The organism is Mesorhizobium sp. P2_C4, from assembly GCF_056404575.1.
The window spans coordinates 37,502-62,374 of record NZ_JBFUDT010000007.1 but is presented as its reverse complement, the minus strand read 5'-3'; the positions used below and the strand labels follow the sequence as shown (position 1 = coordinate 62,374).

The 24,873-nt window shown below is 63.5% G+C and carries 29 protein-coding genes; 18 read left to right on the top strand and 11 right to left on the bottom strand.

Annotated features, from left to right (window positions below):
- Nucleotides 1-27: 27 nt before the first annotated feature.
- Nucleotides 28-843 (bottom strand): oxidoreductase, encoded by an 816-nt coding sequence (locus AC1DX6_RS23810; RefSeq protein WP_477317864.1) that lies wholly within the window; start codon nucleotides 841-843, stop codon nucleotides 28-30.
- 103 nt (nucleotides 844-946) lie between these two features.
- Between AC1DX6_RS23810 and AC1DX6_RS23805 the strand changes: the two genes are divergently transcribed.
- The gene (locus AC1DX6_RS23805; RefSeq protein WP_477317862.1) at nucleotides 947-1,531 is read left to right on the top strand and encodes a TetR/AcrR family transcriptional regulator; all 585 of its coding nucleotides are present in this window, start codon (nucleotides 947-949) and stop codon (nucleotides 1,529-1,531) included.
- A 103-nt stretch (nucleotides 1,532-1,634) separates the two neighbouring features.
- Nucleotides 1,635-3,968, top strand: coding sequence for a response regulator (locus AC1DX6_RS23800; RefSeq protein ID WP_477317860.1), 2,334 nt, complete (start codon nucleotides 1,635-1,637; stop codon nucleotides 3,966-3,968).
- Nucleotides 3,969-3,972: 4 nt separating this feature from the next.
- On the opposite strand, the gene AC1DX6_RS23795 is transcribed toward AC1DX6_RS23800, so the two are convergent.
- The 5 genes from AC1DX6_RS23795 to AC1DX6_RS23775 all read right to left on the bottom strand — a co-directional run bounded on the left by AC1DX6_RS23795 (nucleotide 3,973) and on the right by AC1DX6_RS23775 (nucleotide 7,834).
- Nucleotides 3,973-4,710, bottom strand: coding sequence for a class I SAM-dependent methyltransferase (locus AC1DX6_RS23795; RefSeq protein ID WP_477317858.1), 738 nt, complete (start codon nucleotides 4,708-4,710; stop codon nucleotides 3,973-3,975).
- Between the two features lie 6 nt (nucleotides 4,711-4,716).
- Nucleotides 4,717-5,268, bottom strand: a complete 552-nt coding sequence (locus AC1DX6_RS23790; protein WP_477317856.1) for a chloramphenicol phosphotransferase CPT family protein — start codon at nucleotides 5,266-5,268, stop codon at nucleotides 4,717-4,719.
- A gap of 25 nt (nucleotides 5,269-5,293) precedes the next feature.
- The gene (locus AC1DX6_RS23785; RefSeq protein WP_477317854.1) at nucleotides 5,294-6,148 is read right to left on the bottom strand and encodes a transglycosylase SLT domain-containing protein; all 855 of its coding nucleotides are present in this window, start codon (nucleotides 6,146-6,148) and stop codon (nucleotides 5,294-5,296) included.
- A gap of 3 nt (nucleotides 6,149-6,151) precedes the next feature.
- Entirely contained in the window at nucleotides 6,152-7,405 is a 1,254-nt protein-coding gene (gene ispG, locus AC1DX6_RS23780; protein WP_477317852.1) for a flavodoxin-dependent (E)-4-hydroxy-3-methylbut-2-enyl-diphosphate synthase, read from the bottom strand.
- 246 nt (nucleotides 7,406-7,651) lie between these two features.
- Entirely contained in the window at nucleotides 7,652-7,834 is a 183-nt protein-coding gene (locus AC1DX6_RS23775) for a YdcH family protein (protein ID WP_477246239.1), read from the bottom strand.
- Nucleotides 7,835-8,074: 240 nt separating this feature from the next.
- On the opposite strand from AC1DX6_RS23775, the gene AC1DX6_RS23770 reads away from it, so the two are divergent.
- A complete protein-coding gene (locus AC1DX6_RS23770) occupies nucleotides 8,075-8,278 on the top strand; it encodes a YdcH family protein (protein WP_258606863.1) in 204 nt (67 codons plus the stop codon).
- Between the two features lie 34 nt (nucleotides 8,279-8,312).
- Here AC1DX6_RS23770 and AC1DX6_RS23765 read toward each other — a convergent pair whose 3' ends face one another.
- Nucleotides 8,313-9,116, bottom strand: a complete 804-nt coding sequence (locus tag AC1DX6_RS23765) for an IclR family transcriptional regulator (RefSeq protein WP_477317850.1) — start codon at nucleotides 9,114-9,116, stop codon at nucleotides 8,313-8,315.
- A gap of 125 nt (nucleotides 9,117-9,241) precedes the next feature.
- On the opposite strand from AC1DX6_RS23765, the gene AC1DX6_RS23760 reads away from it, so the two are divergent.
- From AC1DX6_RS23760 to AC1DX6_RS23720, 9 genes are all read left to right on the top strand, one after another.
- Entirely contained in the window at nucleotides 9,242-10,123 is an 882-nt protein-coding gene (locus AC1DX6_RS23760) for a transporter substrate-binding domain-containing protein (RefSeq protein ID WP_477317848.1), read from the top strand.
- Between the two features lie 71 nt (nucleotides 10,124-10,194).
- Nucleotides 10,195-10,860, top strand: a complete 666-nt coding sequence (locus AC1DX6_RS23755) for an amino acid ABC transporter permease (protein WP_477317846.1) — start codon at nucleotides 10,195-10,197, stop codon at nucleotides 10,858-10,860.
- A 1-nt stretch (nucleotide 10,861) separates the two neighbouring features.
- Entirely contained in the window at nucleotides 10,862-11,512 is a 651-nt protein-coding gene (locus AC1DX6_RS23750) for an amino acid ABC transporter permease (protein WP_477317844.1), read from the top strand.
- A 4-nt stretch (nucleotides 11,513-11,516) separates the two neighbouring features.
- Nucleotides 11,517-12,311: an amino acid ABC transporter ATP-binding protein gene (locus AC1DX6_RS23745; protein ID WP_477317842.1), complete on the top strand. Its 795-nt coding sequence runs from the start codon at nucleotides 11,517-11,519 to the stop codon at nucleotides 12,309-12,311.
- A gap of 95 nt (nucleotides 12,312-12,406) precedes the next feature.
- Nucleotides 12,407-12,868 carry a RidA family protein gene (locus AC1DX6_RS23740; RefSeq protein ID WP_477317840.1) on the top strand — a complete coding sequence of 154 codons (462 nt, stop codon included), beginning with the start codon at nucleotides 12,407-12,409 and terminating at the stop codon, nucleotides 12,866-12,868.
- A 25-nt stretch (nucleotides 12,869-12,893) separates the two neighbouring features.
- Entirely contained in the window at nucleotides 12,894-14,099 is a 1,206-nt protein-coding gene (locus AC1DX6_RS23735; protein WP_477317838.1) for an aminotransferase class V-fold PLP-dependent enzyme, read from the top strand.
- A gap of 99 nt (nucleotides 14,100-14,198) precedes the next feature.
- A complete protein-coding gene (locus AC1DX6_RS23730; RefSeq protein WP_477317836.1) occupies nucleotides 14,199-14,552 on the top strand; it encodes a cupin domain-containing protein in 354 nt (117 codons plus the stop codon).
- Between the two features lie 96 nt (nucleotides 14,553-14,648).
- Nucleotides 14,649-15,146, top strand: coding sequence for a 5-(carboxyamino)imidazole ribonucleotide mutase (gene purE / locus AC1DX6_RS23725; RefSeq protein ID WP_477317834.1), 498 nt, complete (start codon nucleotides 14,649-14,651; stop codon nucleotides 15,144-15,146).
- The gene (locus tag AC1DX6_RS23720) at nucleotides 15,143-16,219 is read left to right on the top strand and encodes a 5-(carboxyamino)imidazole ribonucleotide synthase (protein WP_477317832.1); all 1,077 of its coding nucleotides are present in this window, start codon (nucleotides 15,143-15,145) and stop codon (nucleotides 16,217-16,219) included. The genes purE and AC1DX6_RS23720 overlap by 4 nt, the downstream gene beginning before the upstream one ends.
- Before the next feature lie 9 nt (nucleotides 16,220-16,228).
- Here AC1DX6_RS23720 and AC1DX6_RS23715 read toward each other — a convergent pair whose 3' ends face one another.
- Nucleotides 16,229-16,690: a lysozyme inhibitor LprI family protein gene (locus AC1DX6_RS23715; protein WP_477317830.1), complete on the bottom strand. Its 462-nt coding sequence runs from the start codon at nucleotides 16,688-16,690 to the stop codon at nucleotides 16,229-16,231.
- Nucleotides 16,691-16,895: 205 nt separating this feature from the next.
- Between AC1DX6_RS23715 and ykgO the strand changes: the two genes are divergently transcribed.
- From ykgO to AC1DX6_RS23700, 3 genes are all read left to right on the top strand, one after another.
- Entirely contained in the window at nucleotides 16,896-17,021 is a 126-nt protein-coding gene (gene ykgO, locus AC1DX6_RS23710; RefSeq protein ID WP_006327841.1) for a type B 50S ribosomal protein L36, read from the top strand.
- A 114-nt stretch (nucleotides 17,022-17,135) separates the two neighbouring features.
- A complete protein-coding gene (locus AC1DX6_RS23705; RefSeq protein WP_477317828.1) occupies nucleotides 17,136-17,717 on the top strand; it encodes a tetratricopeptide repeat protein in 582 nt (193 codons plus the stop codon).
- 90 nt (nucleotides 17,718-17,807) lie between these two features.
- Nucleotides 17,808-18,875, top strand: a complete 1,068-nt coding sequence (locus tag AC1DX6_RS23700; protein WP_477317826.1) for an alpha/beta fold hydrolase — start codon at nucleotides 17,808-17,810, stop codon at nucleotides 18,873-18,875.
- Here the strand turns inward: AC1DX6_RS23700 and pyk are convergent.
- Nucleotides 18,872-20,308, bottom strand: coding sequence for a pyruvate kinase (gene pyk / locus AC1DX6_RS23695; protein ID WP_477317824.1), 1,437 nt, complete (start codon nucleotides 20,306-20,308; stop codon nucleotides 18,872-18,874). The genes AC1DX6_RS23700 and pyk overlap by 4 nt on opposite strands.
- Complete coding sequence (locus AC1DX6_RS23690; RefSeq protein ID WP_477318297.1) at nucleotides 20,305-20,751, bottom strand: DUF1036 domain-containing protein; 447 nt, start codon at nucleotides 20,749-20,751, stop codon at nucleotides 20,305-20,307. The genes pyk and AC1DX6_RS23690 overlap by 4 nt, the downstream gene beginning before the upstream one ends.
- A gap of 287 nt (nucleotides 20,752-21,038) precedes the next feature.
- Here AC1DX6_RS23690 and AC1DX6_RS23685 point away from each other — a divergent pair, with 287 nt between their 5' ends.
- From AC1DX6_RS23685 to AC1DX6_RS23675, 3 genes are all read left to right on the top strand, one after another.
- Nucleotides 21,039-21,836, top strand: coding sequence for an N-formylglutamate amidohydrolase (locus AC1DX6_RS23685; protein WP_477317822.1), 798 nt, complete (start codon nucleotides 21,039-21,041; stop codon nucleotides 21,834-21,836).
- Nucleotides 21,837-21,992: 156 nt separating this feature from the next.
- Nucleotides 21,993-22,301: a DUF1244 domain-containing protein gene (locus tag AC1DX6_RS23680; protein WP_477317820.1), complete on the top strand. Its 309-nt coding sequence runs from the start codon at nucleotides 21,993-21,995 to the stop codon at nucleotides 22,299-22,301.
- A 435-nt stretch (nucleotides 22,302-22,736) separates the two neighbouring features.
- Nucleotides 22,737-23,912 (top strand): MFS transporter, encoded by a 1,176-nt coding sequence (locus AC1DX6_RS23675; RefSeq protein WP_477317818.1) that lies wholly within the window; start codon nucleotides 22,737-22,739, stop codon nucleotides 23,910-23,912.
- Here AC1DX6_RS23675 and AC1DX6_RS23670 read toward each other — a convergent pair.
- Nucleotides 23,876-24,784, bottom strand: a complete 909-nt coding sequence (locus AC1DX6_RS23670) for a LysR family transcriptional regulator (RefSeq protein WP_477317816.1) — start codon at nucleotides 24,782-24,784, stop codon at nucleotides 23,876-23,878. The genes AC1DX6_RS23675 and AC1DX6_RS23670 overlap by 37 nt on opposite strands.
- Nucleotides 24,785-24,873: the final 89 nt, after the last annotated feature.

Sequence of the window (24,873 nt, the reverse complement as noted above, 5' to 3'; positions counted from 1 at the left end):
GCGTGAACTCCTTCGCCTCGCCGTGGTTCAGACCGGCAGGCGGAACTGCTTGCGCAAGCTCTTGTCGAACATCTCCGCGGGGGCAAAGCGGCGCAGAAGGCTGACCTGTCGCGCCGCCTTGCCAGCGGTGTAGCGCCGTCGCGGACGGGCATCGGTCGCCGCCTTGACGACCACATCCGCCACCACTTCCGGCCGGTCGGCCTTGGGCATCACATCGCGAAGCAGCGCGTCGACGCCGGCCCGAGCCCTATCGTATTCCTTCAACAGCGAATCCGGCTCGATGCCGTTCTGGTCGAAGACGGTACGCACGAATGCCGGCTCTATGACCGAGACGCGGACATTGAAGGCACGAACCTCGTGGTCGAGCGATTCCGAATAACCCTCGAGCGCGTGCTTGACCGCCGAATAGTGCGCTGAATACGGCGCAGGGACGAGGCCCAGAATCGAGCCGATGTTGATGATACGCCCTTGGCCGCGCTGCCGCATTGACGGCAGCACCGCATGGGTCATGCGGATGACACCAAACAGATTGACGTCGAACAGAGCCTGCACCTGCGCGACCGAGGATTCCTCGGCGCCGCCAAGCAGGCCGACGCCGGCATTGTTGACCAAAATGTCGACCCGGCCGGTCTGCGCCAGCACGGTTGAAACGAGGGCACTGACGGAGTCGCCATCGGTCACGTCGCACGTCAACATGGTCACTTGTGTCGGGCCGTTGCCGGCCTTGCGGCGACTTGTCCCGAAGACGGTAAATCCTGCCCGCGCCAGGGCCTCGGCACTGGCGCGGCCGATGCCCGAGGAGGCTCCGGTCACGATCGCGGTTCTTCCCGAAAGGGTGCTCATTTGATACTCCACAGACATGAGGGCTAGCTTTTTGCCGTTGATTGGATTACGATCATAATATCACATTACGAGCATAATGCAATAGCAGAAAGGAAAGGCCGCCATGCGCTACGAAAAGGGCCGAAAGGACGCATCCCGCGATCGGATCGTGGAGGTCGCCGCCCAGCGTTTTCGGGGTGACGGCATCGCCGCCTCCGGACTGGCAACCATCATGGGCGACGCCGGGCTGACGAACGGAGCCTTCTATCCGCATTTCCAATCCAAGGCGGAGCTTGTGCGTGAAAGCCTGGTGGCGGCTATGGAGATCCAGTCGCAGCAACTGCAGGAGGCATTGGCCGCCGGTGGTCCGGAGATGGGCATAGCGGCGTATCTGTCAGCCGAGCACCGGGATAATCCTGGAACGGGCTGCGCGTCGGCCGCGCTGCTGCCGGAGGTCGCGCGTCAGCCACCCGAAACGCGCGCAGTCTATACCGAACGCTTGCTGGTTTTGGTGCGCCAATTGTCTGCAGCGCTACCGCAGACCAAAGATCCGGAAGGCGCCGCCATAGGTGTCTTTGCGACCCTCATCGGCGCGCTTCAGCTGGCCCGCGCGGTGGCAGGAACGGAACTGTCGGACCGCATCCTTGCGGCAGGAGCGGATGCGGCGCGCAAGCTGATCCAGCCGTCTGAGGACGAGAAGGCCTCCTAGAGCGGTCAGTCCCTGATTTGCGCCGCGCGGTACGAACGAAATTTTAATGCAAATGAAGCGTAATCCCGGCAATTAAAATGATGCGTATGTGTTGGGGTTGCGCATGCCGGAATATTCTTTCTTCATCCGCTCGATCCGCATCCGCTATCTCTCGGGATTGCTGATTTTCGCGCTGGCTTCCGCCGCCGTGATGTTTGCGCTGAACCGCGTAAATTCCTTCCGTCACGACATCGATGCGCTGAGCAGCAACCTCGTCATGTTCACCCGCGACCTGCGCAACGCCACCAGCTTCGCCGAAACCACCGGCACCGCCTGGCGGGCGGAAACGCGCGACGGGCTGGCCGCATCGGCGCGCGGCCATTCCGAACGCCTGACCGGCGAGATCGAAACGCTCACCGCCCAGATTGCCTCGATCAGGCCGCGCCTCTCCAGCAAGACCGTCAACGAGCTCGAATCCGCCTCCGTCAATGGCGATCTGTTCTGGTCGACGCGCGACATGGTGCGCAACTTCAACCTGATGTCGGTGGCGCAAAAGGTCGACGAATGGAGCTATCGCGAAATCCGCAACCAGAACGATCTGTTTGCCCAGCCGATGCTGGTCCGCGTCCGCACCGCCATGGACGACGAGCGCCATCTGGCCGACGCCTCCGGCGACAGGCTGTTGTTGTGGGCGAGCGGACTTTTGTTTGCCGTGCTTGCCATCGTTGCCCTGTGGATTTTCCGCCCGATGGAAAAGGCGATCCGCCGCGCCTTCGCCGAATCCGCCGAATCCCTGTTCAAGGCCGAGGCCGCCGACCGCGCCAAATCGGAATTCCTGGCCAATATGAGCCATGAGATCCGCACCCCGATGAACGGCGTGCTGGGCATGGCCGAATTGCTCGCCAAGACCGAGCTGACCCCGCGCCAGAAGACCTTCACCGACGTCATCGTCAAATCCGGCAATGCGCTGCTCACCATCATCAACGACATCCTCGATTTCTCCAAGATCAATGCCGGCCAGTTGATGCTCGACCCTGCCCCGTTCCGTCTCGCCGAAGCGGTCGAGGACGTGGCGACCCTGGTGTCGGCGCGCGTCGCCGAGAAGAACCTCGAACTGATCGTGCGTGTCGATCCGCGCCTGCCGGCCTTTGTCGTCGGCGACGCCGGCCGGTTCCGGCAGATCGTCACCAATCTGCTCGGCAATGCGGTCAAGTTCACCGAAAAGGGCCATGTGCTGATCGATGTCGGCGGCGAAATCGTCGACGGCCTGGTCCAGCTCAAGGTGCGCGTCGAAGACACCGGCATCGGCATTCCGGCCGAAAAGCTGCAGAACGTGTTCGAGAAATTCGCGCAGGTCGACGGTTCGTCGACGCGCCGCCACGAAGGCACTGGCCTCGGCCTCGCCATCGCCGCCCGCCTCGTCGACCTGATGGGCGGCAAGATCGGCGTCGAAAGCGAAATCGGCCGCGGTTCCGTCTTCTGGTTCGCCGTGCCCGTGCCCGCGCATCAGCAGGACGCGCGCGACGAGATCGTGCCGGTCGACGTCACCGGCGCCCGCGTGCTGGTCATCGACGACAATCCGGTCAACCGCGAGATCCTGCTCGAACAGCTCAGAAGCTGGAGCTTCGACTGCGCCGCCGCCGAAAGCGGCGCCGTCGGCCTGGCCTTCCTCGACCGCGCCAACCAGTTGGGCGCCGCCGTCGACTGCATCATCCTCGACTACCAGATGCCCGGCATGAACGGCGCCGATGTCGCCAGAGCCATTGCCTCGGACAGCCGCCTGTCAGCCATTCCGGTCGTGTTGCTGACCTCGGTCGACCAGATCGATTTCGGCAAGATGGTCATCGATTTCGGCATCGCCGCGCATCTGACCAAGCCGGCCCGCTCGGCCGTCCTGCTCGGCACCGTCATCTCGGTCATCCAGAGAGCCCGTTTCCAGGTCGGCAAAGCACAGTTCGTCCGCGAGCCGGTTGTCCCCGTAGTGGCGCCGCCGGCCTTCACCGTCATCCGCGGCCCGGCGATGCCGGCAGCGATGGCACCGGAATCGACCGCCACGCCGAACGGCCCCATCGATATCCTCATTGCCGAGGACAATGACGTCAACCAGCTGGTTTTCGGCCAGATCCTCAACGGTCTCGGCCTGAGCTACCGCATTGCCGGCAACGGCCGCACGGCGGTCGAGATGTACCGGGCGCTGCGGCCCAAGCTGGTGCTGATGGATGTCTCCATGCCGGAGATGAACGGCTATGAAGCGACCCGCGCCATCAGGACGATGGAGGCGACGACCGGCAGCCATACACCGATCATCGGCGTCACCGCGCACGCGCTGAAGGGCGACCGCGACAAATGCATCGAGGCCGGCATGGACGACTATCTGCCGAAGCCGGTTTCGCCCGATCGCCTCGGCAGCAAGATCGGCACCTGGCTCAGCGAGACGGTGGTGGCAAAAACGGCATAGCCCGTTAGCGCAGCCGGCCGATCGGGATGATCTCCGGCGACACAGGACCATAGGGCTGGCCGAGCCAGCTGCCGAGCCATTCTTCTACAACTAGGCCGGCCTCACCGAGCATGCCTGCAAGCTCGTCCTTTGCCGGGAACGCGATTTTCGATTCGGCGCTCAGAACCTCCCTGCGGCCCGGGATTTCATAGTGGGTCGAGTAGGTGACGACGCCGGTGGCGGCATCGTGCCGGACATCGTTCCATGCCTTGATCGTGCCCAGTCCGGGATGATCCAGCATCCGATGCGACCGCTCCGGCGTCCATTCCAGCCATTCCTCGACCGCGGGATTGCGCGTGTCGAAGATGAAGCGCCCGCCCGGAGCAAGATGCGCCGCGATGGTGCCAAGCACCGCCTTGCGATCTTCTGGCGTGAGAAACACCTGGAAAGCATGTCCGGTCAACAACACCAGATCGAAGCGCCGCCCGAGCCGGACTTTTCGCGCATCAGCCTCGACCCAGTCGACGCTCTCGCCACCCGCTCTGCGGCGGGCGATGTCGAGCATCGCCGAGGCCGGATCGACACCGGTGACGCTGCGCCCATCGGCAAGTGCCGCGGCCAGTTGCCCGGTGCCGCAGCCGAGATCGAGAACCGAGCGAGCGTCACCAGCGAAACGGACGCAATAGTCGAAATCAACGCCGCGCTCGTTTTCGATGTCGTAGAACTGGACGAGGTCGGGGTCGCTGTAGAGGCGGTCGGTCATGGCAACCTATAGCTGGAACTTTTCCTGGATGCGTCTGGCGCATTCCAACGGCGTGGCGGAACTGCTGTCGACTTCGAGATCGTAGCGAATGCCCTTGTGGACGCGTTCATACTGCCGGCGCGCCAGCCCTGGCAACCTGTCGGCGCGCGCGGCTTCCCGTGCCTCGAGTACCGCCAGCGGCGCCATGACCCCGACCAGATACAGGTCGAAATCCGACAGCAGCCCGACATACTCCGATATCTCGTCATTGAAGATCACGTCGTCGACAATGAGATCGTTGCCTTGCCCGGCCATGGCGGCGATGGCGTGGCGCATGCCGCGCATGGCTCGCGCGCCGACCGGCCCGCTCCTGATCACCACCGACGGCTTGCCGTCTTCCAGCACCGTCTCAAAGGAGAACCCTTCGGCATGATCCTGAAGCGCCTCCGGCAGCATGTCGATGAAGGCATCCATCTGGACGTGCAGGAAAGGCTCAGCGGTCAGTGTCTGCAGGGCTCGCGCGATCGAGCTCTTGCCGGCACTGCCGACACCATTGAGCAGGATGATTTTGGCGATCATCTGCAACGCGAACCCTTCCGAAGTTTTACCGGTTGCGCACGACGATACACGCGCCGCCGATGCTCTGCAGTTTCTGGCAGATGACGTTGGCGGCGGCGCGATCGTCGACGCCGATGCGGACCGCATAGATGCCGCGCCGGCCGATCGGCGTACGCACCCGGCTGACCACCGGATCATGGTCGCCAAGCAGAGCCGGAAACCGGCCCCTGACCCGAACCCACTGATTGATCGCCGCCCCGCGGCGGAAATTGCCGGCGACCTGGACGCCCCATGGCTTGATGTTGATCGACGCCATCGCCACGGTTGTCGACATGATCACCGGCAGCTTGCGGCAGGCGACGGCGAAGGGCGCTTTCCTGTCGAGCGGCTGGATGGTGCCGGCATAGGCGGTGTCGGTGAACTTGTCGGCCGGCTCGCCCATAATGTCGAAAACATAGCTTTCGGTCTCCATCGGCAGGAAGCCGCCGGAGCTTAGCCAGCGCGACACGCGGCTTTCGCCGGCATTGTAGGCGGCGGCCGCCAGGCCGAGATTGCCAAAACCGGTTTTCATTTCGGCGAGGTATTTCGCCGAGGCCGGGATCGCCTGAGCAATGTCGAAGGAATTGGCGAGGCCACGCATCTTGGCGGTGCCCGGCATGAACTGGGCAATGCCTTCGGCGCCGACCGGGCTGACCGCGTTCGGATCGAAGCGGCTTTCCTTCCAGATCAGCCGGGCGAAAAAATCCCTGGGCAAGCCGTTCTGGTCGGCATGGGTCTCGATCAGGTCGCAGACCCGGCCGATCAACCTTTTGGCGGCGGATTGCGGTGGATCGGCCTGAACGGCTGTCACCCAGCCCAGGGTGCAAAGCAAAGCCAGCGTCACCGTGAGGAAACGCTGCATCCTCTACTCCGCTGCGGCCTTGCCGTGCTGGCCGAACCGCTGATCGATATAATCGGCGACCATTTTCTCGAAATCGGCCGCGATCGACGGGCCGCGCAGCGTCGCCGCCTTCTTGCCGTCGACGAACACCGGCGCTGTCGGCGTCTCGCCGGTGCCGGGCAGCGAAATGCCGATGTCGGCGTGCTTGGATTCGCCGGGGCCGTTGACGATACAGCCCATCACCGCGACCTTGAGGTTTTCGACGCCCGGGTATTTCTCGCGCCACACCGGCATGTTCTTCCTGAGATCGGCCTGGATGTTCTGGGCGAGTTCCTGGAACACGGTCGAGGTCGTGCGGCCGCAGCCTGGACAGGCGGCGACGATCGGCACGAACTGCCTGAAGCCCATGGTCTGCAAAAGCTCCTGCGACACCTGCACCTCGCGGGTGCGGTCGCCATTCGGCTCCGGCGTCAGCGAGATGCGGATGGTGTCGCCGATACCTTGCTGCAACAGGATGCCCATGGCGGCCGACGAGGCGACGATGCCTTTCGAGCCCATGCCGGCCTCGGTCAGGCCAAGATGCAGCGCATGGTTGGAGCGGGTGGCAAGCTCGGTGTAGACAGCGATCAAATCCTGCACGCCGCTGACCTTGGCCGACAGGATGATTTTTTCACGGCCAAGGCCGATTTCTTCAGCCATCTCGGCCGACAGGATAGCCGACTGCACGATCGCCTCGCGCGTCACTTCCTGCGCGGTCAGCGGAAACCCTTGCGCCTGGTTGTCGTCCATCAGCCGGGTCAGCAGCTCCTGGTCGAGCGAACCCCAATTGACACCGATGCGCACCGGCTTGTCATATTTGATCGCCATCTCGACGATCGCGGCGAACTGCCGATCTTTCTTGTCCTTGAACCCGACATTGCCGGGGTTGATGCGGTATTTTGCCAGCGCTTCGGCGCAGGCCGGATGGTCGGCCAGGAGCTTGTGGCCGATATAATGGAAATCGCCGACCAGCGGCACGTTGATGCCGAGCCGCTGCAAGCGGTCGCGAATGGCCGGCACGGCGGCAGCGCTCTCGTCGCGATCGACGGTGATGCGCACGATCTCGGAGCCGGCGCGATGCAGCGCCGCAACTTGCGCGACAGTCTGGTCGATATCGGCGGTGTCGGTGTTGGTCATCGACTGCACGACGACCGGTGCACCGCCGCCGACGGTCACGCCGCCGACATCGACGCCGACCGATGTGCGGCGCGGGAAGGGAGAAGAAAAATATCCGGTCATGGCCGGCCGCCTTTATCTGGAAGGTCCGGGCATGAGGTGGAGGAGCAAAGATGGCTTGTCAATGGCGACAGGTCGCCACTGGGCGATCAAATTGCTCGCGCGATCCAGGCACGCAGCCTTTCGCGGCGGCGCAGCCAGAGGTATGGATGTTGGAAATTTGGCGTCGAACACAACCACTTCCGGCGACAGCACCTGCCGCCGGCAAGACAATTCACCGCGAGAAGCGGCTATCTCAGCTGTGAAACGTCAATGGGTTGTCGGCTTCGTCGCTTTCAGTTTTTCAATCTCGTCCTTGAGTGCCAGCTTGCGCCGCTTGAGATTCACGATTTCGAGGTCGTCGACCGATGGATGGTTCATTGCATCATCGATCTCGCGTTCGATGTCGCCGTGTTTCCGCTGCAACTCATCAAGATGGGAAGCAAGAGACATGATTGGTTCTCCCTTTCATGGTTTCCTCGATTGCAGCCGCCAAAGCGCGTCCACCGCCGGCTCGCTTCTGTGACGGCACGGTGACAGTCTGCCACCATCCGGCATCGATGTCGAATGCTGCGTGGTAGCATTCCACGACAATGTGAAATGTGATATGGGCTGCGCGCCGGCTTGCAAAAAGACGCCGGTCCCGCCCAATGAGGCCCATTTTGGGCGCCGCAGACGTGCAGACGGTAGATAATGTCCGACCAGGAACAGGCTGATGTCCGCCTCGAATTTTCTCGGCTGAAGCAAGAACACGCCGATTTCGATGCGGCCATCAATGCGATGATCGCCATGGGCTGTGATCCCCTGCAGATCCAGCGCATGAAGAAGAAGAAGCTGTTCCTGAAGGACCGGCTGATGGCGCTGGAAGACAAGATCATCCCCGACATCATTGCCTGAACCGCGTTTGCCGGGCGCGCCCGGACAAAGCGGCCTATCCCGCGATCGAAAGCTTCCTTGCGCGTTCACGCAGCAGGGTGATGAGCTCGCCGGTTTTCTCCGTCGAGGTGTCGATCGGCACCACCAGGCACATCGTCGCCTCGACCTTGCCGGACGCCGAAAGCACCGGCGCGGCCAGGCATTTGGTGTAGGCGTCGACAAGGCCCGACGTGACACAATAGCCCGTGGTCTGCGCGACAGCGATGTCGGCGATGAAGTCGTCCAGCTTCAGCTTGCGGCCATCCGGCAGCACGAGGTCATCTTCGGACACCATGCCTTCGATCACGGCTCGTTCGAAACCCGCCAGAAGCAGCCGCCCGGAAGCGGTCCACGGCAGCGGGATCTGCAAACCCGTGGCCGAGCTGATGCGGAACGGCCTGGTGCCCGGGCTTGAGTGGACGATGGTGTAGCGGCCGCTTTGCAGCATGCACAATTCGGAGGTCTCGCCGGTCTCGCGCGACAGGTTGTCGACCTCCTGGCGGCCTCGCCTGAGCAGGTCGTTGCCCCGGACATAATCCATTCCGTAGAGATAAAGCTTCTTGCCGAAATAGACGCGATTGCCGTCGCCGGCCATTTCCAGCAGGCCGGCATCGACCAGTGAGCGCACCAGCGTGTAGGTCGTCGAGCGCGGCGCGCCCACCCCCTTGGCGAGGTCGCCGATGCCGATGGCCCGCTGGGTCGTGTGCAGGAACTCGAGTATCTGCAGCACCCGCGTGAGGCCCTTCTCGCGGGAGCCCGAAATCCTGTCTTCGTCCGCACCGATATCCGAAACGGCCGCCAGGCCATTGCCATCTTGCATTGTCGATTCCCCGTGTTAGTATCTGTCTTGTATAGGATACATGTGTCTTTTGTAAGAGACAATTTAGCGAAATCAGCTGACGCATGTGTCTGCAAAGGGGAACACAACACGAAAAGGAGGTCGCAGTGAACGACACATCCAAGAGACGTGATTTTCTGAAGCTGGGCATGGCCGGACTGGCAACGGCCGGCGTGATGAGCGCGGCAACCGCGGTCGATGTTAGAAAGGCGGCGGCCCAGGCCGCACCCGACAGCCTGCTGCGCACCGTTCTCGATCGCGGCAAGGTGATCGTCGGCACCGGCAGCACCAACGCACCCTGGCACTTCGAAAACGACGCCGGTGAGCTCGTCGGCATGGACATCACCATGGGGCGGATTCTGGCCAAGGGGCTTTTTGACGATCCGACCAAGGTCGAATTCGTCATGCAGGACCCGGCGCAGCGCATTCCAAACGTCACCACCAACAAGGTCGACATCACCATCCAGTTCATGACCATGAGCGCCCAGCGTTCGCAGCTGGTCAACTTCTCAAGGCCCTATTACGTCGAGGGCGTCGCCCTGCTGAGCCTTCCCACCGCCGAGAACAAGACCTTCGACAAGCTGCTTGCCGGTGGTGCCGCGACGCGCATCTCCATCCTGCAAAATGTCGATGCCGAGGCACAGGTGCATTCGGTCCTGCCGGAATGCCAGGTCATGCAGATCGATACCCAGGCCAACGTGCTGCAGGCGCTGGAATCGAAGCGTGTAGACGCCGCCGCCGTCGATCTGTCCACGGTGCGCTGGCTTGCCTCGCGCAATCCGGACAAATACTTCGACGCCGGCAAGAGCTGGCTCAGCATGCTCTATGGCGCAGCTCTGCGGCAGGGCGACCTCGACTGGCTGACCTTCGTCAACTCGACCTTCACCATCGCCATGTTCGGCCACGAAAACGCACTCTACGACGCCGCGTTCAAGGACTATTTCGGACAGGAGCCGCCGGCTCGCCATCCCGGCTTCCCGGCCATCTGACCTGTATCGGATGGAGGGGCGCGTCCAGCGCCCTTCCATCTCCCGACGGCCCTTGGCACGAAGGCGCACGCATGGGCTATGCCCTCAACTTCAACCTGATCTGGCGGCATTTCGACAAGCTCTGGGGCGGATTACTGCTCAGCCTCGAGCTCGCCGTCATCTCGATCGCGATCGGCATCATCATCGGCCTGGTTCTGGCTGTCTGGTATGTGTCGGCCGGGCGCGTGGTGCGGGGCATCATCGCCGCCTATGTCGAGTTCATCCGCAACGTGCCGCTGATCCTGCTCGTCTACCTGGTCTTCTACGGGCTGCCGACGGTCGTCGATCTCGCCTACAGCGCCCAGACCTCGTTCGTCGCCACGCTGTCGCTTTATAGCGGCGCCTATCTGGTCGAGGTGTTTCGCTCAGGGCTCGAAGCGGTGCCGCGCGGACAGCTCGACGCCGGCAAGGCAATCGGCCTGACGCCCTGGCAAAGGCTGCTGCATGTGCGCCTGCCGACGATGCTGCGCATAACCCTGCCGGCGCTTTCCAACACCTTCATCTCGCTGTTCAAGGATACGTCCATCGCGTCGGTCATTTCGGTGCCCGAACTCACCTACGGCGCGCAATGGATCAACTTCAACACCTTCCGCATCGTCGAGGTCTACCTGGTCACGACGGCGATGTACCTGCTGACCGGCTATGCGCTGCTTTTCGCACTGCGCCTCGTCGAGCGCCGATTCAGGGCGGCACGCTGACATGCTCACCCAGATCCTCTACGCCTTGCCTTTCCTCGCCCAGGGCTTTGCCGTCACCTTGTGGGTGTCGCTGCTGGTCGTGGTGCTGTCGCTCATCGCCGGCGTGGCGATGGGCGTCGGCCTGGTCTACGGCCCAACGCCGCTGCGCTGGGTCGTGCGCGCCTTCAGCGACACCATCCGCGGCATCCCGATCCTGGTGCTGATCTTCTTCGTCTATTACGGCTTGCCTGCTGTCGGCATTCATCTGGCGTCGTTCTGGGCAGCCGTACTGGCGCTCACTTTGTTCAAGACGGCGCAAGTCGTCGAGTATTTGCGCGGTGCGGTTGGCTCCATCCCGAAGGGGCAATCCGAAGCGGCGATGGCGATCGGGCTGACCTTTCGCCAACGGCTCACCTATGTGATCTTCCCGCAGGCCTTCAGGCGCTTTTTGCCGCCATGGATCAATGGCGTCACCGATGCGGTCAAAGGCAGCGCGCTGGTCTCGCTGCTCGGCATCACCGACCTGATGCAGGCCATCAACCAGGTCATTGGCCGCACCTATGAGGCGATGCCGCTCTATATCCTCGGCGCGCTCATCTATTTCGCCGTCAACTACGCCCTTTCGCTGGCCAGCCGGCGGCTGGAGCGGCGTTTCTCCTTCATTCGGGAATAGCACGATGTCCGACGCCACAAACGCCAGCCCCGCGCTGCTTGAAGTCCGCGATGTCTCCAAGGCCTTCGGCACCGTCGCCGTGCTGCGCTCCGTCAGCCTTGAGGTGACACGCGGCGAGGTGGTGACGGTCATCGGGCCGTCCGGCAGCGGCAAGACCACGCTGCTGCGCTGCGTCAACTTTCTCGAGAGCTATGACAGCGGCTCCATCCGCATCGACGGCAAGGAGGTTGGCTACCGCGAGGCGGGAACACGCCAGCGCCGCAGCGAGCGCGACCTGGCGGCGATGCGCGCCGAGACCGGCATGGTGTTCCAGGGCTTCAACCTGTTTCCGCATCTGACCGCCGCCGGCAACATCATGCTTGGCCTGCGCAAGGTGCGCGGAAAAAGCGAGGCCGAGGCGCGCTCCATTGCCGAACACTGGCTCGGCCGGGTCGGCCTCGCCCACAAGGCCGACAGCCTGCCGGCCGAGCTTTCCGGCGGCCAGCAGCAGCGCGTCGGCATTGCCCGTGCCGTGGCGATGGAGCCAAAGATCCTGCTGCTCGACGAGATCACTTCGGCGCTCGATCCCGAGCTCGTCGGCGAGGTGCTCGAGGTCGTGCGCAGCCTAGCCGAGGACGGCATGACGATGCTGATGGTCACCCACGAGATGGCCTTTGCCCGCGACGCCTCGAGCCGCATCGTCTTCATGGCCGATGGCGGCGTCAGCGCCGTAGGCCCGCCTGCCGAGATCCTGGCGGAGGGCTTCGACAACGAGCGCCTACGCAGCTTCCTGGCGCGCTTCCGCGCCTCGCATTTCTGACATCGGACGGCGACCCAAAAGCAACTCCAGGAAAAGTGTAAGCGGTTTTCCGTCCGGAGTTGCGTAGAACAAAGAGAAGCCGCAAGGAGCCTTTTATGACGCCTTACATCCGGCTCGCCGAACTGGGCCTGACGCTGCCCGAGCCGCCGACACCGATCGCCAATTTCGTCACCCATGCCGAGAGCGGACGGCTGATCTTCCTCTCCGGCCAGGGGCCGTTGCGCGCCGACGGCACGCTTTGCACCGGCAAGGTGGGCGACGACGTCACGGTCGAGGAGGCCTATGACCATGCCCGTCTCACCGGCTTGAACCTGCTCGCCGTCATGCACGCCGCAGCCGGCGACCTCGGTCGCATCGTCCGCATCGTCAAGCTGCTTGGCTTCGTCAATGCCGTCCCGACGTTCAGCGACCACCCCACGGTGGTCAATGGCTGCTCCGATCTTTTCGCCGCTGTTTTCGATAGTATCGGCGGGCACGCCCGCTCGGCGATAGGCGTCGGCTCGCTGCCGGGCAACATCACAGTCGAAATCGAGGCGGTCGTCGAGATCGCCGTCTGACTTTGCAAGAAATGGATCTGCCGAGATGAAAACCTATTCCGCTGACGGCTCCAACACCACAATCCGCGAACGGCTCGGCCTGCGCCCGATCATCAATGTCTCCGGCACGATGACGACGCTCGGCGCCTCGATCATCGTCCCGGAAGCGATCAGCGCGATGGCGGAAATCGCCTCGCAATGGGTCGAGATGGATGATTTGCAGCGCGCCGCAAGCACGGTCATCGCCCGCCTCACCGGCGGTGAGGCCGGCTTCATCACCGCTTGCTGCGCCAGCGGCATCACCATGGCCATAGCCGGCACCATGACCGGCACCAACCTTCTCGCCATCGAGCGGCTGCCTGACAACACCGAGGGCCTCAAGTCGGAGGTCATCGTCCAGCTCGGTCACATCGTCAATTACGGCGCGCCGATCGACCAGTCGATCCGGCTGGCTGGAGCAAAGACCATTCCCGCCGGCACCGTCAGCGTCACGCAGGATTATCACGTGCGCGAGGCGATCAACGAACGCACCGCCGCCGGCCTCTATGTCGTTGCCCATCACACGGTGCAGTACGGCATGCTGTCGCTCGAGGAATTCTGCGAGATCTGCCACGCCAAGGGCGTGCCGGTGATCGTCGACGCTGCCTCTGAATACGATCTGCGTGGCTTCCTGGCACGCGGCGCCGACATCGTTGTCTATAGCGGCCACAAATTCCTCTCTGGCCCGACCAGCGGCATCGTCACCGGACGAAAGGAGCTGGTGCGCACCGCCTATCTGCAGAACCGCGGCGTGGCCCGCGCCATGAAGGTCGGCAAGGAGAGCATCGCCGGCACCATGACGGCACTGAAAGTCTGGGAAAAACGCGACCATGCCGGCATCCGCCAGCGCGAGGACGCAGCGCTACATCTTTGGAAGGATGCCTTGCAGGGACTGCCCGGCATCGCGGCAATCATCATTCCCGATCCGACCGCCAATCCGCTCGACCGGCTGCAGATCTTTGTTTCACCCGAAAGTCGCTTCAGCGCCGCCGGACTTGCCTCGGCGCTTGCCGCCGGCTCGCCGCCGATCATTGTGCGCAACCACGAGGTCGAGCGCGGCCACTTCTTCCTCGACCCCTGCAATCTTCACCCAGGCGAGGCGGAGATCGTCGCCGAACGCCTGCGCGCCGTGCTGACCGCACGCGACCGTCCCAAGGACGCGATGAAGTCCCCTCGCAAGGAGTCTTCCGGCGCCTTGCGCTGGCCGGATTAGACTGGCCGGCTGGACCGATGCTAGGCACCGCATCCGCGTTGCCCGCACCGGGTGCATCGGCTATCAACCGGCAGCCAATGCCGGCACAGGAGCCCGACCATGACAAACAAGACCATCCTCAAATTCGGCGCCGTCGACAATGCGGAGGCCGGTGATCTCGCGGGCTGGGTCGTGGTCGAGGGCAAGCCGACCATGAAGACCGCCGTCCGGCACACCACCGCCGACGGCAAGGTCATGTCGGGCACATGGCAAGCGACGCCGGGCACCTATCACGCGACCTACAGCGACTATGAGTTCGTGCACATGATCGCCGGCCGCATCATCATCACCCCCGATGGCGGCACGCCCGTCGAAGTCGGCCCCGGCGATGCTTTCGTGGTGGAAGCCGATTTCAAGGGCACGTGGAAGATCATCGAGCCGGTGACCAAGCACTTCGTCGTCAGGGTCGACTGATCCCCGCAAACCTTTGTCTCGACCGGCAAGTGCTTGTTCCTTGCGGCTTTGCGCGAATTCCGCTAATGCGCGCCTTTGCCGCCGGGGAGCAAAAGCTTGAACGATCACCGCGCCGACGTCGCCATCATCATGGGCAGCCAGTCCGACTGGGCGACGATGCGCCATGCCGCCGAAACGCTGGAGGCGCTGGGCATCCCGCACCGCCGGCTGATCATCTCGGCCCACCGCACGCCTGACCGGCTGTATGACTTCGCCAAGGGGGCCAAGGGGGCCGGCTACAAGGTGATCATTGCCGGCGCCGGCGGCGCGGCCCATCTGCCGGGCATGACCGCGGCGATGACGCCATTGCCGGTGTTCGGCGTTCCGGTGGAATCGAAGGCGCTGTCCGGAAAGGACTCGCTGCTGTCCATCGTCCAGATGCCGGCCGGCATTCCGGTCGGCACGCTGGCCATCGGCAAGGCCGGTGCTGCCAACGCCGCGCTGCTGGCCGCCGCCGTGCTGGCGCTCTACGACGACAAGCTCGCCGTCCGGCTCGATGCCTGGCGTGCCGCGCAGACCGCCAAGGTCGCCGCCGAGCCGACGGACACGCCGTGAGCTTGCCGGCGGGATCGACCATCGGCATCATCGGCGGCGGTCAGCTCGGCCGTATGCTGGCCATGGCAGCTGCGCGTCTTGGCTACCGCACCGTGGTGCTGGAGCCGCAAGCGGATTGTCCGGCCGCACAGGTCGCCAACCGGCAGATCACGGCCGCCTATGACGATACAGCCGCTCTTGCGGAACTGGCAGCAGTCAGCGCTGTCGTCACCTACGAATTCGAAAACGTTCCGGTCGCGGCCGCCAGCGCGCTTGCCGCAAAGGTTCCGGTCTATCCGCCGGCGCGGGCGCTGGAGGTGGCACAGGACCGTGTCGCCGAGAAGAAATTCCTCAACGGCATCGGTATCCCCACCGCTGATTTCTGCCCGGTCGACACAGACGACGAACTGACGGTGGCGCTGAAGAAATTCGAGGGCAGCGGCATCCTGAAGACCCGGCGCATGGGCTATGACGGCAAGGGCCAGCGCGTCTTCCGCAACATGGAAGCCGGCGGCTTTGCCGGCACCTGCGAGGCAATGGGCGGCGTGCCGCTGATCCTCGAGGCCTTCGTCGCCTTCGAGCGCGAGATTTCAGTGATCGCGGCGCGCGGGCAAGACGGCGCTGTCGCCGCCTACGATCCGGCTGAGAATGTCCACCGCCACGGCATCCTGCACAGCTCGACCTTGCCTGCCGGGATAAAGCTCGAGACGGCTGCGGCAGCGCAAGCTGCGGCAGCAAAGATACTCGCGGCGCTCGACTATGTCGGTGTCATCGGCGTCGAGTTTTTCGTCCTTGCCGACGGCTCGCTGCTTGCCAATGAGATCGCGCCCCGCGTCCACAATTCCGGTCACTGGACGGAAGCCGCAGCGACCGTCTCGCAGTTCGAGCAACATATCCGCGCCGTCGCCGGCCTGCCGCTCGGCAATCCTGGCCGCCATTCGGACTGCGTCATGGAAAACCTGATCGGTGACGATATCCTGCGCGTTCCGGCGCTGCTCGCCGAACCCGATCTGATGCTGCATCTCTACGGCAAGGCCGAGGCGCGCCCGGGCCGCAAGATGGGCCACTTCACCCGGATCAGTCGCAGGAACTGAAAAACAGGACTATTGGACGTCGCCTTCGCCCTCGTCCTCGTCGGGGCTGGCGCAGCTCGCATCGCCGTCGTCGCAGTTCGTAGCAGCGGTAAGCTGCGTGATGCGGTCGTTGGTCAACCGCGTCAGGCATTCCGAAACCTCCATCGGATGGATGGAGCCGTCTTCACTGCCCGCGGTGGTGTATTCGCACTCCGCGTCGCGAAAGACGATCCAGGCGCGTTGCGCGGTCTGCAGCAGTTTCCCGGTGTTGGCATCACTTGCGCCGATGAGGTTCTGGTAGGTCTCGTTGAGCTTCGCGTCGGCCGCACTGAAGTCTTCGCTGGCACAGATGTTCATCATCTGCTGGCTGTCGTCGTTGCGGTCGCAATCTTCCGCACGCGCGGCCGAGGCCGCCGCCAGGATCACAAGACAGGCAGGCAGAAAAATTCGGCGCATGATGGTCTCCAAATCACTTCGCGGCGTCGGCATCATTCCAGCCGGGCCTAGGTGGCGCAAGGATGCAAGGTGCGGATGGCGGATATTTGATGGCGCGAGGCGTTCCCATCGTCTATGAGCACGCTTGCGGTTGACACGGACAAGGCTCCTCGTTTATGAGCCACGCACAAGTTCAAGGCGCGCTTTCTGAGCGCGCCTTAATAATTCGGCCCGAGACGGGCCCAGACCGACGGGCAAGACCATGAAGATCAAGAATTCGCTCAAGGCGCTCAAGGCGCGTCACCGCGACAACCAGCTGGTTCGCCGCAAGGGCCGCGTTTACATCATCAACAAGACCGCTCCGCGCTACAAGGCGCGCCAGGGTTGAGTTTTTCGGCCGGAGGCTCTCTGCCTCCGCCCGCATGATGTTTATTGCCGGCTTGCCGGCCCTTTCACGCTAATTTCAGTTTGAAGATCCGCCGTCCGGGGTTAGATTCCGGCGATGCGGATTCTTTTTGGATTTCTGACCGCCCTTTTCCTCTCCAGCGCTGTCCTGCCCGCGTGGGCGGACGACCCGGTCGATCCTCCGGTTGCCGAGACCAAGGCAGCCAGGCTCGACCAGCTGTTCGCCGACCTGAAGCGCGAACGCAACGAAAAAGCCGCCGAGCGCATTGCCGGGCACATCTGGAGCGAATGGTTCCAATCCGGCAGCGCCTCGATCGACCTGATGATGCTGTGGTCGCAGAAGGCGATCGAGAACCAGAAATTCGACGTCGCGCTCGATTTCCTCGATCAGGTGGTGACCTTGCAGCCGACCTATGCCGAAGGCTGGAACCGGCGCGCCACCGTGCACTACATGATGAAGAATTTTGGAAAGTCGATGTCCGACATCGACCACACGCTGCAACTGGAACCACGCCATTTCGGCGCGCTTTCGGGCCTGGCGCAGATCATGGCGGCGACCGGTCACAAACAATCGGCGCTCGAAGCCTGGCAGAAGGTGCTGGGCATCTATCCGATGATGCGCAGCGCCCAGGATCAGGTCGCGACGCTTTCGGAAGAGCTTGCCGGCGAAGGCATTTGATGCTCCCTATCGCCCAGCTATTCGCAAGCCGGCCTCACCTGAATATCGGCATATCCCTGAACTAATTCCGCTTCGGCCCGTATATCCCCCATGAACCTGATCTACGCCGCGCTCGCCTTCCTGATGGCGCTTGTCCTTACGCTTGTCGGGGTTACCCGCGCCGGCTCGTGGCTGATCGAACGCCGCAATCCGCCAAGCGGCGAATTTGCCGACATCGATGGCGCCCGCATTCACTACGTTCATGTTCCCGCGCCGCAAAATGCCGAGCTGCCGCCGATCATCTTTATCCACGGCGCCAGTGCCAATCTCCGGGACCAGATGCTGCCGCTGCGACCCTTGCTCGAGGGCCGCGCCGAGATGGTTTTCTTCGACCGGCCAGGTCACGGCTGGTCCGGGCGTGGGCCTGGCAACAACGAGACCCCGTCGGCGCAGGCCAACACCATAGCGGCGTTGATGGACCATCTCGGTATCAGACAAGCCATGATCGTCGGCCATTCCTTCGGCGGCGCCGTGACGACAGCCTTTGGCCGCGAACACCAGGACAAGACGCTTGGCCTCGTCTTCGTTTCGCCCGTCAGCCATCCCTGGCCGGGCGGCGCCACGTCCTGGTATTACAGTTTGACCACCCTTCCGGTCGTCGGCTGGCTGTTTTCCGAGACGCTGACCTATCCGGCGGGGACACTGCAGATGAACGACGCCACCACCTGCGTTTTTGCCCCCAACAAGGTGCCGGACAACTACGTCGAGATGGCCTCCATCCCGCTGGTGCTCAGACCCGAGGCCTTCCGCGCCAACGCCACCGATGTCGCCGGGCTGTATCGCTATGCGCTCGACGCCTCGCCGCACTACCGCGAGATCAAGGCGCCGACCGTGGTTATCTCGGGTGATCGCGACAAGGTGGTCTATGCCACGATCCATTCGGTCGGGCTGGTGCGCGACATCCCCGGCGCCGAACTGGTCTGGGTCCACAATCTCGGCCACAAGCCGGACTGGATCGCGCCCGATCTGGTCGTCGGCGCGATCGAAAAGGTGGCCGGCAAGAACGTGGACCTGCAGGCGATGGCCAAGACCGTTGAAGCGCGGATCGCCGCCGACGCCTATGGCGCCGGCAAATGCGCCGACCTCAAAGTGCCTGAGGCCGAACTCGCGCCGACCTAGTGGCCGGCCTGCGAGTCCGAGCCGATATAGGCGATGCGCAGCATGTTGGTCGAACCGGGCGTGCGCAGCGGCACGCCGGCCGTGATGATGACGCGGTCGCCCGGCTTGCCGAACCCTTCCTCCAGCGCGATGCGGCAGGCACGGTCGACCATGTCGTCGAGGTCGACCGCATCGGGTGAGACCACGCAATGCGTGCCCCACAGCAGCGACAGCCGCCGCGCCGTGTTGAGGATCGGCGACAGCGCGACGATCGGCACTTGCGGCCGCTCGCGCGCGGCGCGCAGGCCGGTGGTGCCCGACGCCGTGTAGGTGATGATCGCCGACAGTTTCAATGTCTCGGCGATTTCGCGCGCGGCAAGCGAGATGGCGTCGGCGCCGGTCGCTTCCGGCTCCGAGCGCTGGGCGTTGATGATGCCGGCATAGGTCGGGTCGGTCTCAACCTTGGTGGCGATGCGGTTCATCATCGCCACCGCTTCGACCGGATAGGCGCCGGCCGCGGACTCCGCCGAGAGCATGATCGCGTCGGCACCTTCGAACACGGCGATCGACACGTCGGAGACTTCGGCGCGGGTCGGCACCGGTGCGGTGATCATCGATTCCAGCATCTGCGTGGCGACCACCACAGGCTTGCCGGCGCGGCGCGCGGCGCGCGTGATCTGCTTCTGGATGCCGGGCACGGCTTCGAGCGGCATCTCGACACCGAGATCGCCGCGGGCGACCATCAGCGCGTCTGAGAGTTCGATGATCTCGGCCAGCCGGGCGACGGCCTGCGGCTTTTCGATCTTGGCCATGATCAGAGCGCGGCCCCGCGCGATCTTGCGTGCCTCGGCCAGATCCTCCGGCCGCTGCACGAACGACAGCGCCACCCAGTCAACACCGGTGGCCAGCACGGCATCGAGGTCCTTACGATCCTTGTCGGTCAGCGCGCCGACCGGCAGGTCGGTGTCGGGCAGGCTGACGCCCTTCTTGTCGGAAATGGTGGTTCCGGCAATGACGGTGCAGACGATCGCCTTGCCGTCGCTCTTCACCGCTTTCAATTCGAGCTTGCCGTCATCGATCAACAGACGATGACCGGCCTCGACCGAGCTCAGGATTTCGGGATGCGGCAGATAGACCCTCGTCGACGTGCCGGGTTCCGGATTGTTGTCGAGCGTGAAGGTCTGGCCGACAGTCAGCACCTCCTTGCCGTTGGCGAACTTGCCAACGCGCAATTTGGGTCCCTGCAGGTCGGCGAGGATGCCGATCGGACGGCCAACCGCTTCCTCGACCGCGCGGATGCGACCGACAAGCGTGCGCATCAGATCGTGGTCGGTGTGGCTCATATTGATGCGGAACACATCGGCGCCGGCTTCGAAAAGCTTCTTCAGCATCTCCTCGGACGAGGAGGCTGGACCGATGGTGGCGAGGATCTTGACCTTACGGCTACGTCTCATTGACTGTTTGTTCCCGGGGCGGCTGGGGCGCCTCCCGTTGCGGGCTCATCGGTCAGCTGGACCATCCAGCTTGCCTGTTCACCCGTGTCATATTCCTGGAATCCGGCGCGCTGGAAGCCCCGGGCGACGCAATCGGTTACGCCGGCGATCTTGAACTCTTTTTCGGCCACGCACATGTTGATCGGGCCATCCCAGCGCCCGCCGCGCTCGGCGTCTTCTGCATAAAGATAGTAAAACCTTGATGACAGCGGACCTTCGATCAGCGTCTTGCAGCTCGATCCTTCGATGTGCCACCAGCCCTCGGTGATCCAGCCGGCCTTGGCGCGGTAGCCGATGCCGACACCGACCAGGTTCTGCGTTGCGTTGCAGACGCGGAAGTCGGCGCGGGCGGGCGAGGCCGCAACCAACGCGGACAGGCCCATGGTAAGGGTCAGGAGCGGCATGGCGAAGGCATAGCGCACGCGCGGCCTGCCGGCGGAACCCATCCAAAAACCCCTCAAGAACCACATATGCATCTCTCAACGCCCCTTTTCGGAAAAGTCCGGGCGCATGTCAACGCGCCGTTTTGTCCAATTCCAATCGATTTAGAAAGGCCTCCGGCGCGTGGTCTGTCGCCCTTTGCCGGATTTTCGCAGAAACCGTGGCCAAACAACGGCATTGCGCAAGCGTCCTCTTCGTGGAAAGACGATACCACCCTCCCCCGAAGCCAGCGAACAGACATCTTCCGCCGATGACCCGATCCACAGTTTTCGCGCCTTTCGATATCGTCGAAGGCGACCGCAAGCGCGGCATCGTGCTTCTGGCCGACCACGCCCGTCGCGACCTGCCCGAGGACTATGGCGACCTCGGCCTGCCGGCAGCGGAGTTCGAGCGCCACATCGCCTACGACATCGGCGTTGAAGCGGTGACGCGTGAACTCGCGGCGCTGCTCGGCGTGCCGGCGGTGATCGCCAATTTTTCGCGGCTGCTGATCGACCCCAATCGCGGCGAAGACGACCCGACGCTCATTCGCCAACTCTATGACGGCACCTTGGTGCCGGGGAACTATCCCATCGCTCCCGAAGAGCGGGAACGGCGGCTGGACCGCTTCTACCGGCCCTACCATGACGCGGTCGGCGCCATGATCGCCTCGGTGGCGCAGGCCTCCGCGAAGGCGCCTTTCATCTTCTCGGTGCATTCCTTCACCCCGGCCATGCAGGGCGTCGAGCGCCCATGGCATGTCGGCATATTGTGGGACCTCGACGACCGCGTGGCGCGGCCGCTGATCGACATGCTTGCCGCCGACAAGACCCTCGTCGTCGGCGACAACGAGCCCTATGACGGCGCCTTGCGCGGCGACACCATGTTCAAGCATGCCATCGTCAACGGTTTTGCCCATGTGCTGATCGAGATCCGTCAGGACCTGATATCGGACCAGAAGGGCGCGCTCGAATGGGCCGAACGGCTGGCGCCGATCGTTGACGCGATCGACCGTCGTCCCGATATACACCAGGTGAAAATGTTCGGCTCGCGCACCGGGCCGCTCTAGAGACTGTTTCGAAATTCGCTCTGGCGAGTCATATGGTGGTGTTTCGAGAACCGGAGCGCAGCGGACATTGGTCCGTGAGCACCGGAAGCACAGAAAACGCCATCAGATGGCCGCCAGAGTAGAATTTCCAAATAGTCTCTGGGTAAGGAGGTTTCGATGACCAAACTCAGCGACGAGCAGCAACGCGATTTCGAGGCCGCCGCCTTCCGCAGGCTGCTGGCGCATCTGCGTGAGCGCAGCGATGTGCAGAACATCGATTTGATGAACCTCGCCGGCTTCTGCCGCAACTGTCTGTCCAACTGGTACCGCGATGCCGCGACCGCCGAAGGTGTCGATCTCTCCAAGGATCAGTCGCGGGAAATCGTCTACGGCATGCCCTATGCCGAATGGCAGGCGCTGAACCAGACTGAAGCCTCCGACGCCAAGAAGGCCGAATTCGAGGCAAGACGGCCGAGGGACCATTAGCGCCCGGCAAGCGATGCCTGCGGGCAACCAGGCGTCCGCGATTGGCTCGGGCCTACGCGTTCGTCATCCTATGGCGAAGCAAGGAGCGAAGCGACGCGGCGCAGACCATAGGATCCATGCCATGAGGGTCGTCAAAGAGCACAACGGTTCAGAATGATGGCCGCGCGCGCCAGAGCCGAGTTCTGCACCGTTAGCATCGCACAGACGTCACGGCATGGATCCTCGGGTCTGCGCTGCGTCGCTACGCTCCTTGCTCCGCCCGTGGATGACGAAGGGAGGGGCGCTCCTACCAATCTCCGAAGGCGGTAGTCCGCACGAACGATCCCGGTCCTGTTTCAACCTTTGGTCCAAGCATTCCCCACAACCGGAGCTTGACTGGAAATTGAATCGATCTAATTTGCCGCGCAAAGCCAATTCCGCAGCGGATTCGACCTTATGGACGCGCAAAACGTCATGCAGAGCGCCATTCGCGGGCGCTGGGCCGTAGCGGCGATCTTCCTCGCCAATGGCTTCCTGACCGGCAGCTGGGCGCCGCAGATCCCGGTGTTCCTGACCCGTCTCGATATCTCGAAGTTCACGCTCGGCCTGCTGATCCTCCTGTTCGGCGCCGGCGCTGTCGCGGCCATGACCTGGTGCGGGCATCTGATCTCCAGGCATGGCTCGCGCACCGTGCTGCGCTGGTTCGGCCTGGGCGGCAGCATCGGCCTGCTGGTCGTGGCGCTGGCGCCCAATGTGCCGCTGGCGGCCATCGCCATGTTCATCTTCGGTGGTTCGATCGGCGGCATGGACGTCGCTATGAACGCCAATGCGGTGGCGGTAGAACGGCGATTGTCGCGCGCCATCATGTCGTCCTCGCACGGCTTCTGGAGCCTCGGCGGCTTCGCCGGCGGGGCGCTTGGCGGCTATGCCATCCAGAATTATGGCCACCTCGCCCACGCAATTGTGGTGACGGCAATTGCCTTTGCCATGATCGCGGTGGCGGTCCGTCATCTGATCGCCGAAGACAAACCGGCGGCGGCCGAGCATCAGAAATTCACGCTGCCGGCAAATCCGCTGGTCTATCTGGTCGGGCTGATGGCGCTGCTGACGATGATTTCCGAGGGTGCCGTGCTCGACTGGGCGGCGCTCTATCTTCGCCAGGAACTCGGCGCCGACCTTGCCATCGCCGGCCTCGCCTACGCCGCCTTTTCCGGCGTCATGGCGCTGATGCGCTTCCTCGGCGATGGCGTGCGCAACCGCTTCGGCGCGGTGATGACGCTGCGCGTTTCGGCGCTTGTCGCCGCTGCCGGCATGCTGGTCGCCGGCCTGGCGCCGTCGCCCTGGCTCGCCATCGCGGCATTTGCCTTTTGCGGCTTCGGCATCGCCAACATGGTGCCGATCATCTTTTCCGCCGGCGGCAACCAGGAAGGCATGTCGTCGGGCACCGGCATGAGCGTTGTCACCACCATGGGCTATTCCGGCATTCTGGTGGCGCCGACGGCGATCGGCTTCGTTGCCGAGCACTCGAGCTTCGGTCCGATCTTCGTCGCTTTGTCAGGGCTGCTGGTCATCGTGCTGCTGATGGCCGGACTGGCTCACCGTGCTGAGTTCGCTCCGGCGCCGGCCGAGTAGCGTTTCAGTTCCTCGTAGAGAAAATCGGCGACGCGGCGAATGCGTACGCTGGTGCGCACATCGCGATGCATGGCGAGCCAAATCGGCAGCGACGGCAAGGGCAGGCCCGGCAGCAAGGTCTCCATCAGCGGGTCGCGCTCGATCAGCGGCTCCTGGCCGAAGCCGATGCCGTTTCCCGCCCTCATCGCCTCCCACAGCACGATCTGGTTGTCGGACCTGAAACGGAAGCTACCGCGGTTCAGCGGCACGCCGAATTCGGCAAAGCCTCTGATGATCTCGTCGCTGCGGTCGAAGCCGATCAGATCGTGCCCGACCAGATCGCTCGGCCGAAGCGGACAGCCGCGCCGCTCGAGATAGGATTTTGCCGCGCAGGCGCGGAGCGGAACGTCGGCGACCTTGCGCGCCACCAGTTCATTCTGCACCGGCCGGATCATGCGGATGGCGATATCGGCATCCCTGCGCATAAGATTCTCGACCTGGTTCGAGGCGACGACCTCGACCTCGACCCCTGGTTCCTCCACACCGAGCCGCGCCGTTATCTCAGGCAGCACATAGGCCGCCACCACTTCGCTGGCGGCGATGCGGACCGTGCCCTCGATCGCTTCTGTCGAACCCAGCGCCATCAGCGAGAAGGCGCTCGCCTGCTCGCTGACCATCTTGCCGCGCTCATAGAGCGTGCTTCCGGCTTCCGTCAGCGCATAGCCACGCCGGCCGCGCCGAAACAGCGTGACGCCAAGCTCTTGCTCCAGCTCGGCAATGTGGCGGCCAAGCGTCGGCTGGCTTGCCGCCAGCTTGCGCGCGGCGGCCGACAGGCTGCCGGATTCCGCCACGGTGACGAAGCTCTTGATCAAATTCCAGTCGAGATCGGGCATCTCACTTATTCATCATTGAATATCAATGTGCCAATCCTAGCGAATTTCAATTCACATGCAAATATCCGATCTTCCTCTCACCGAAAGAT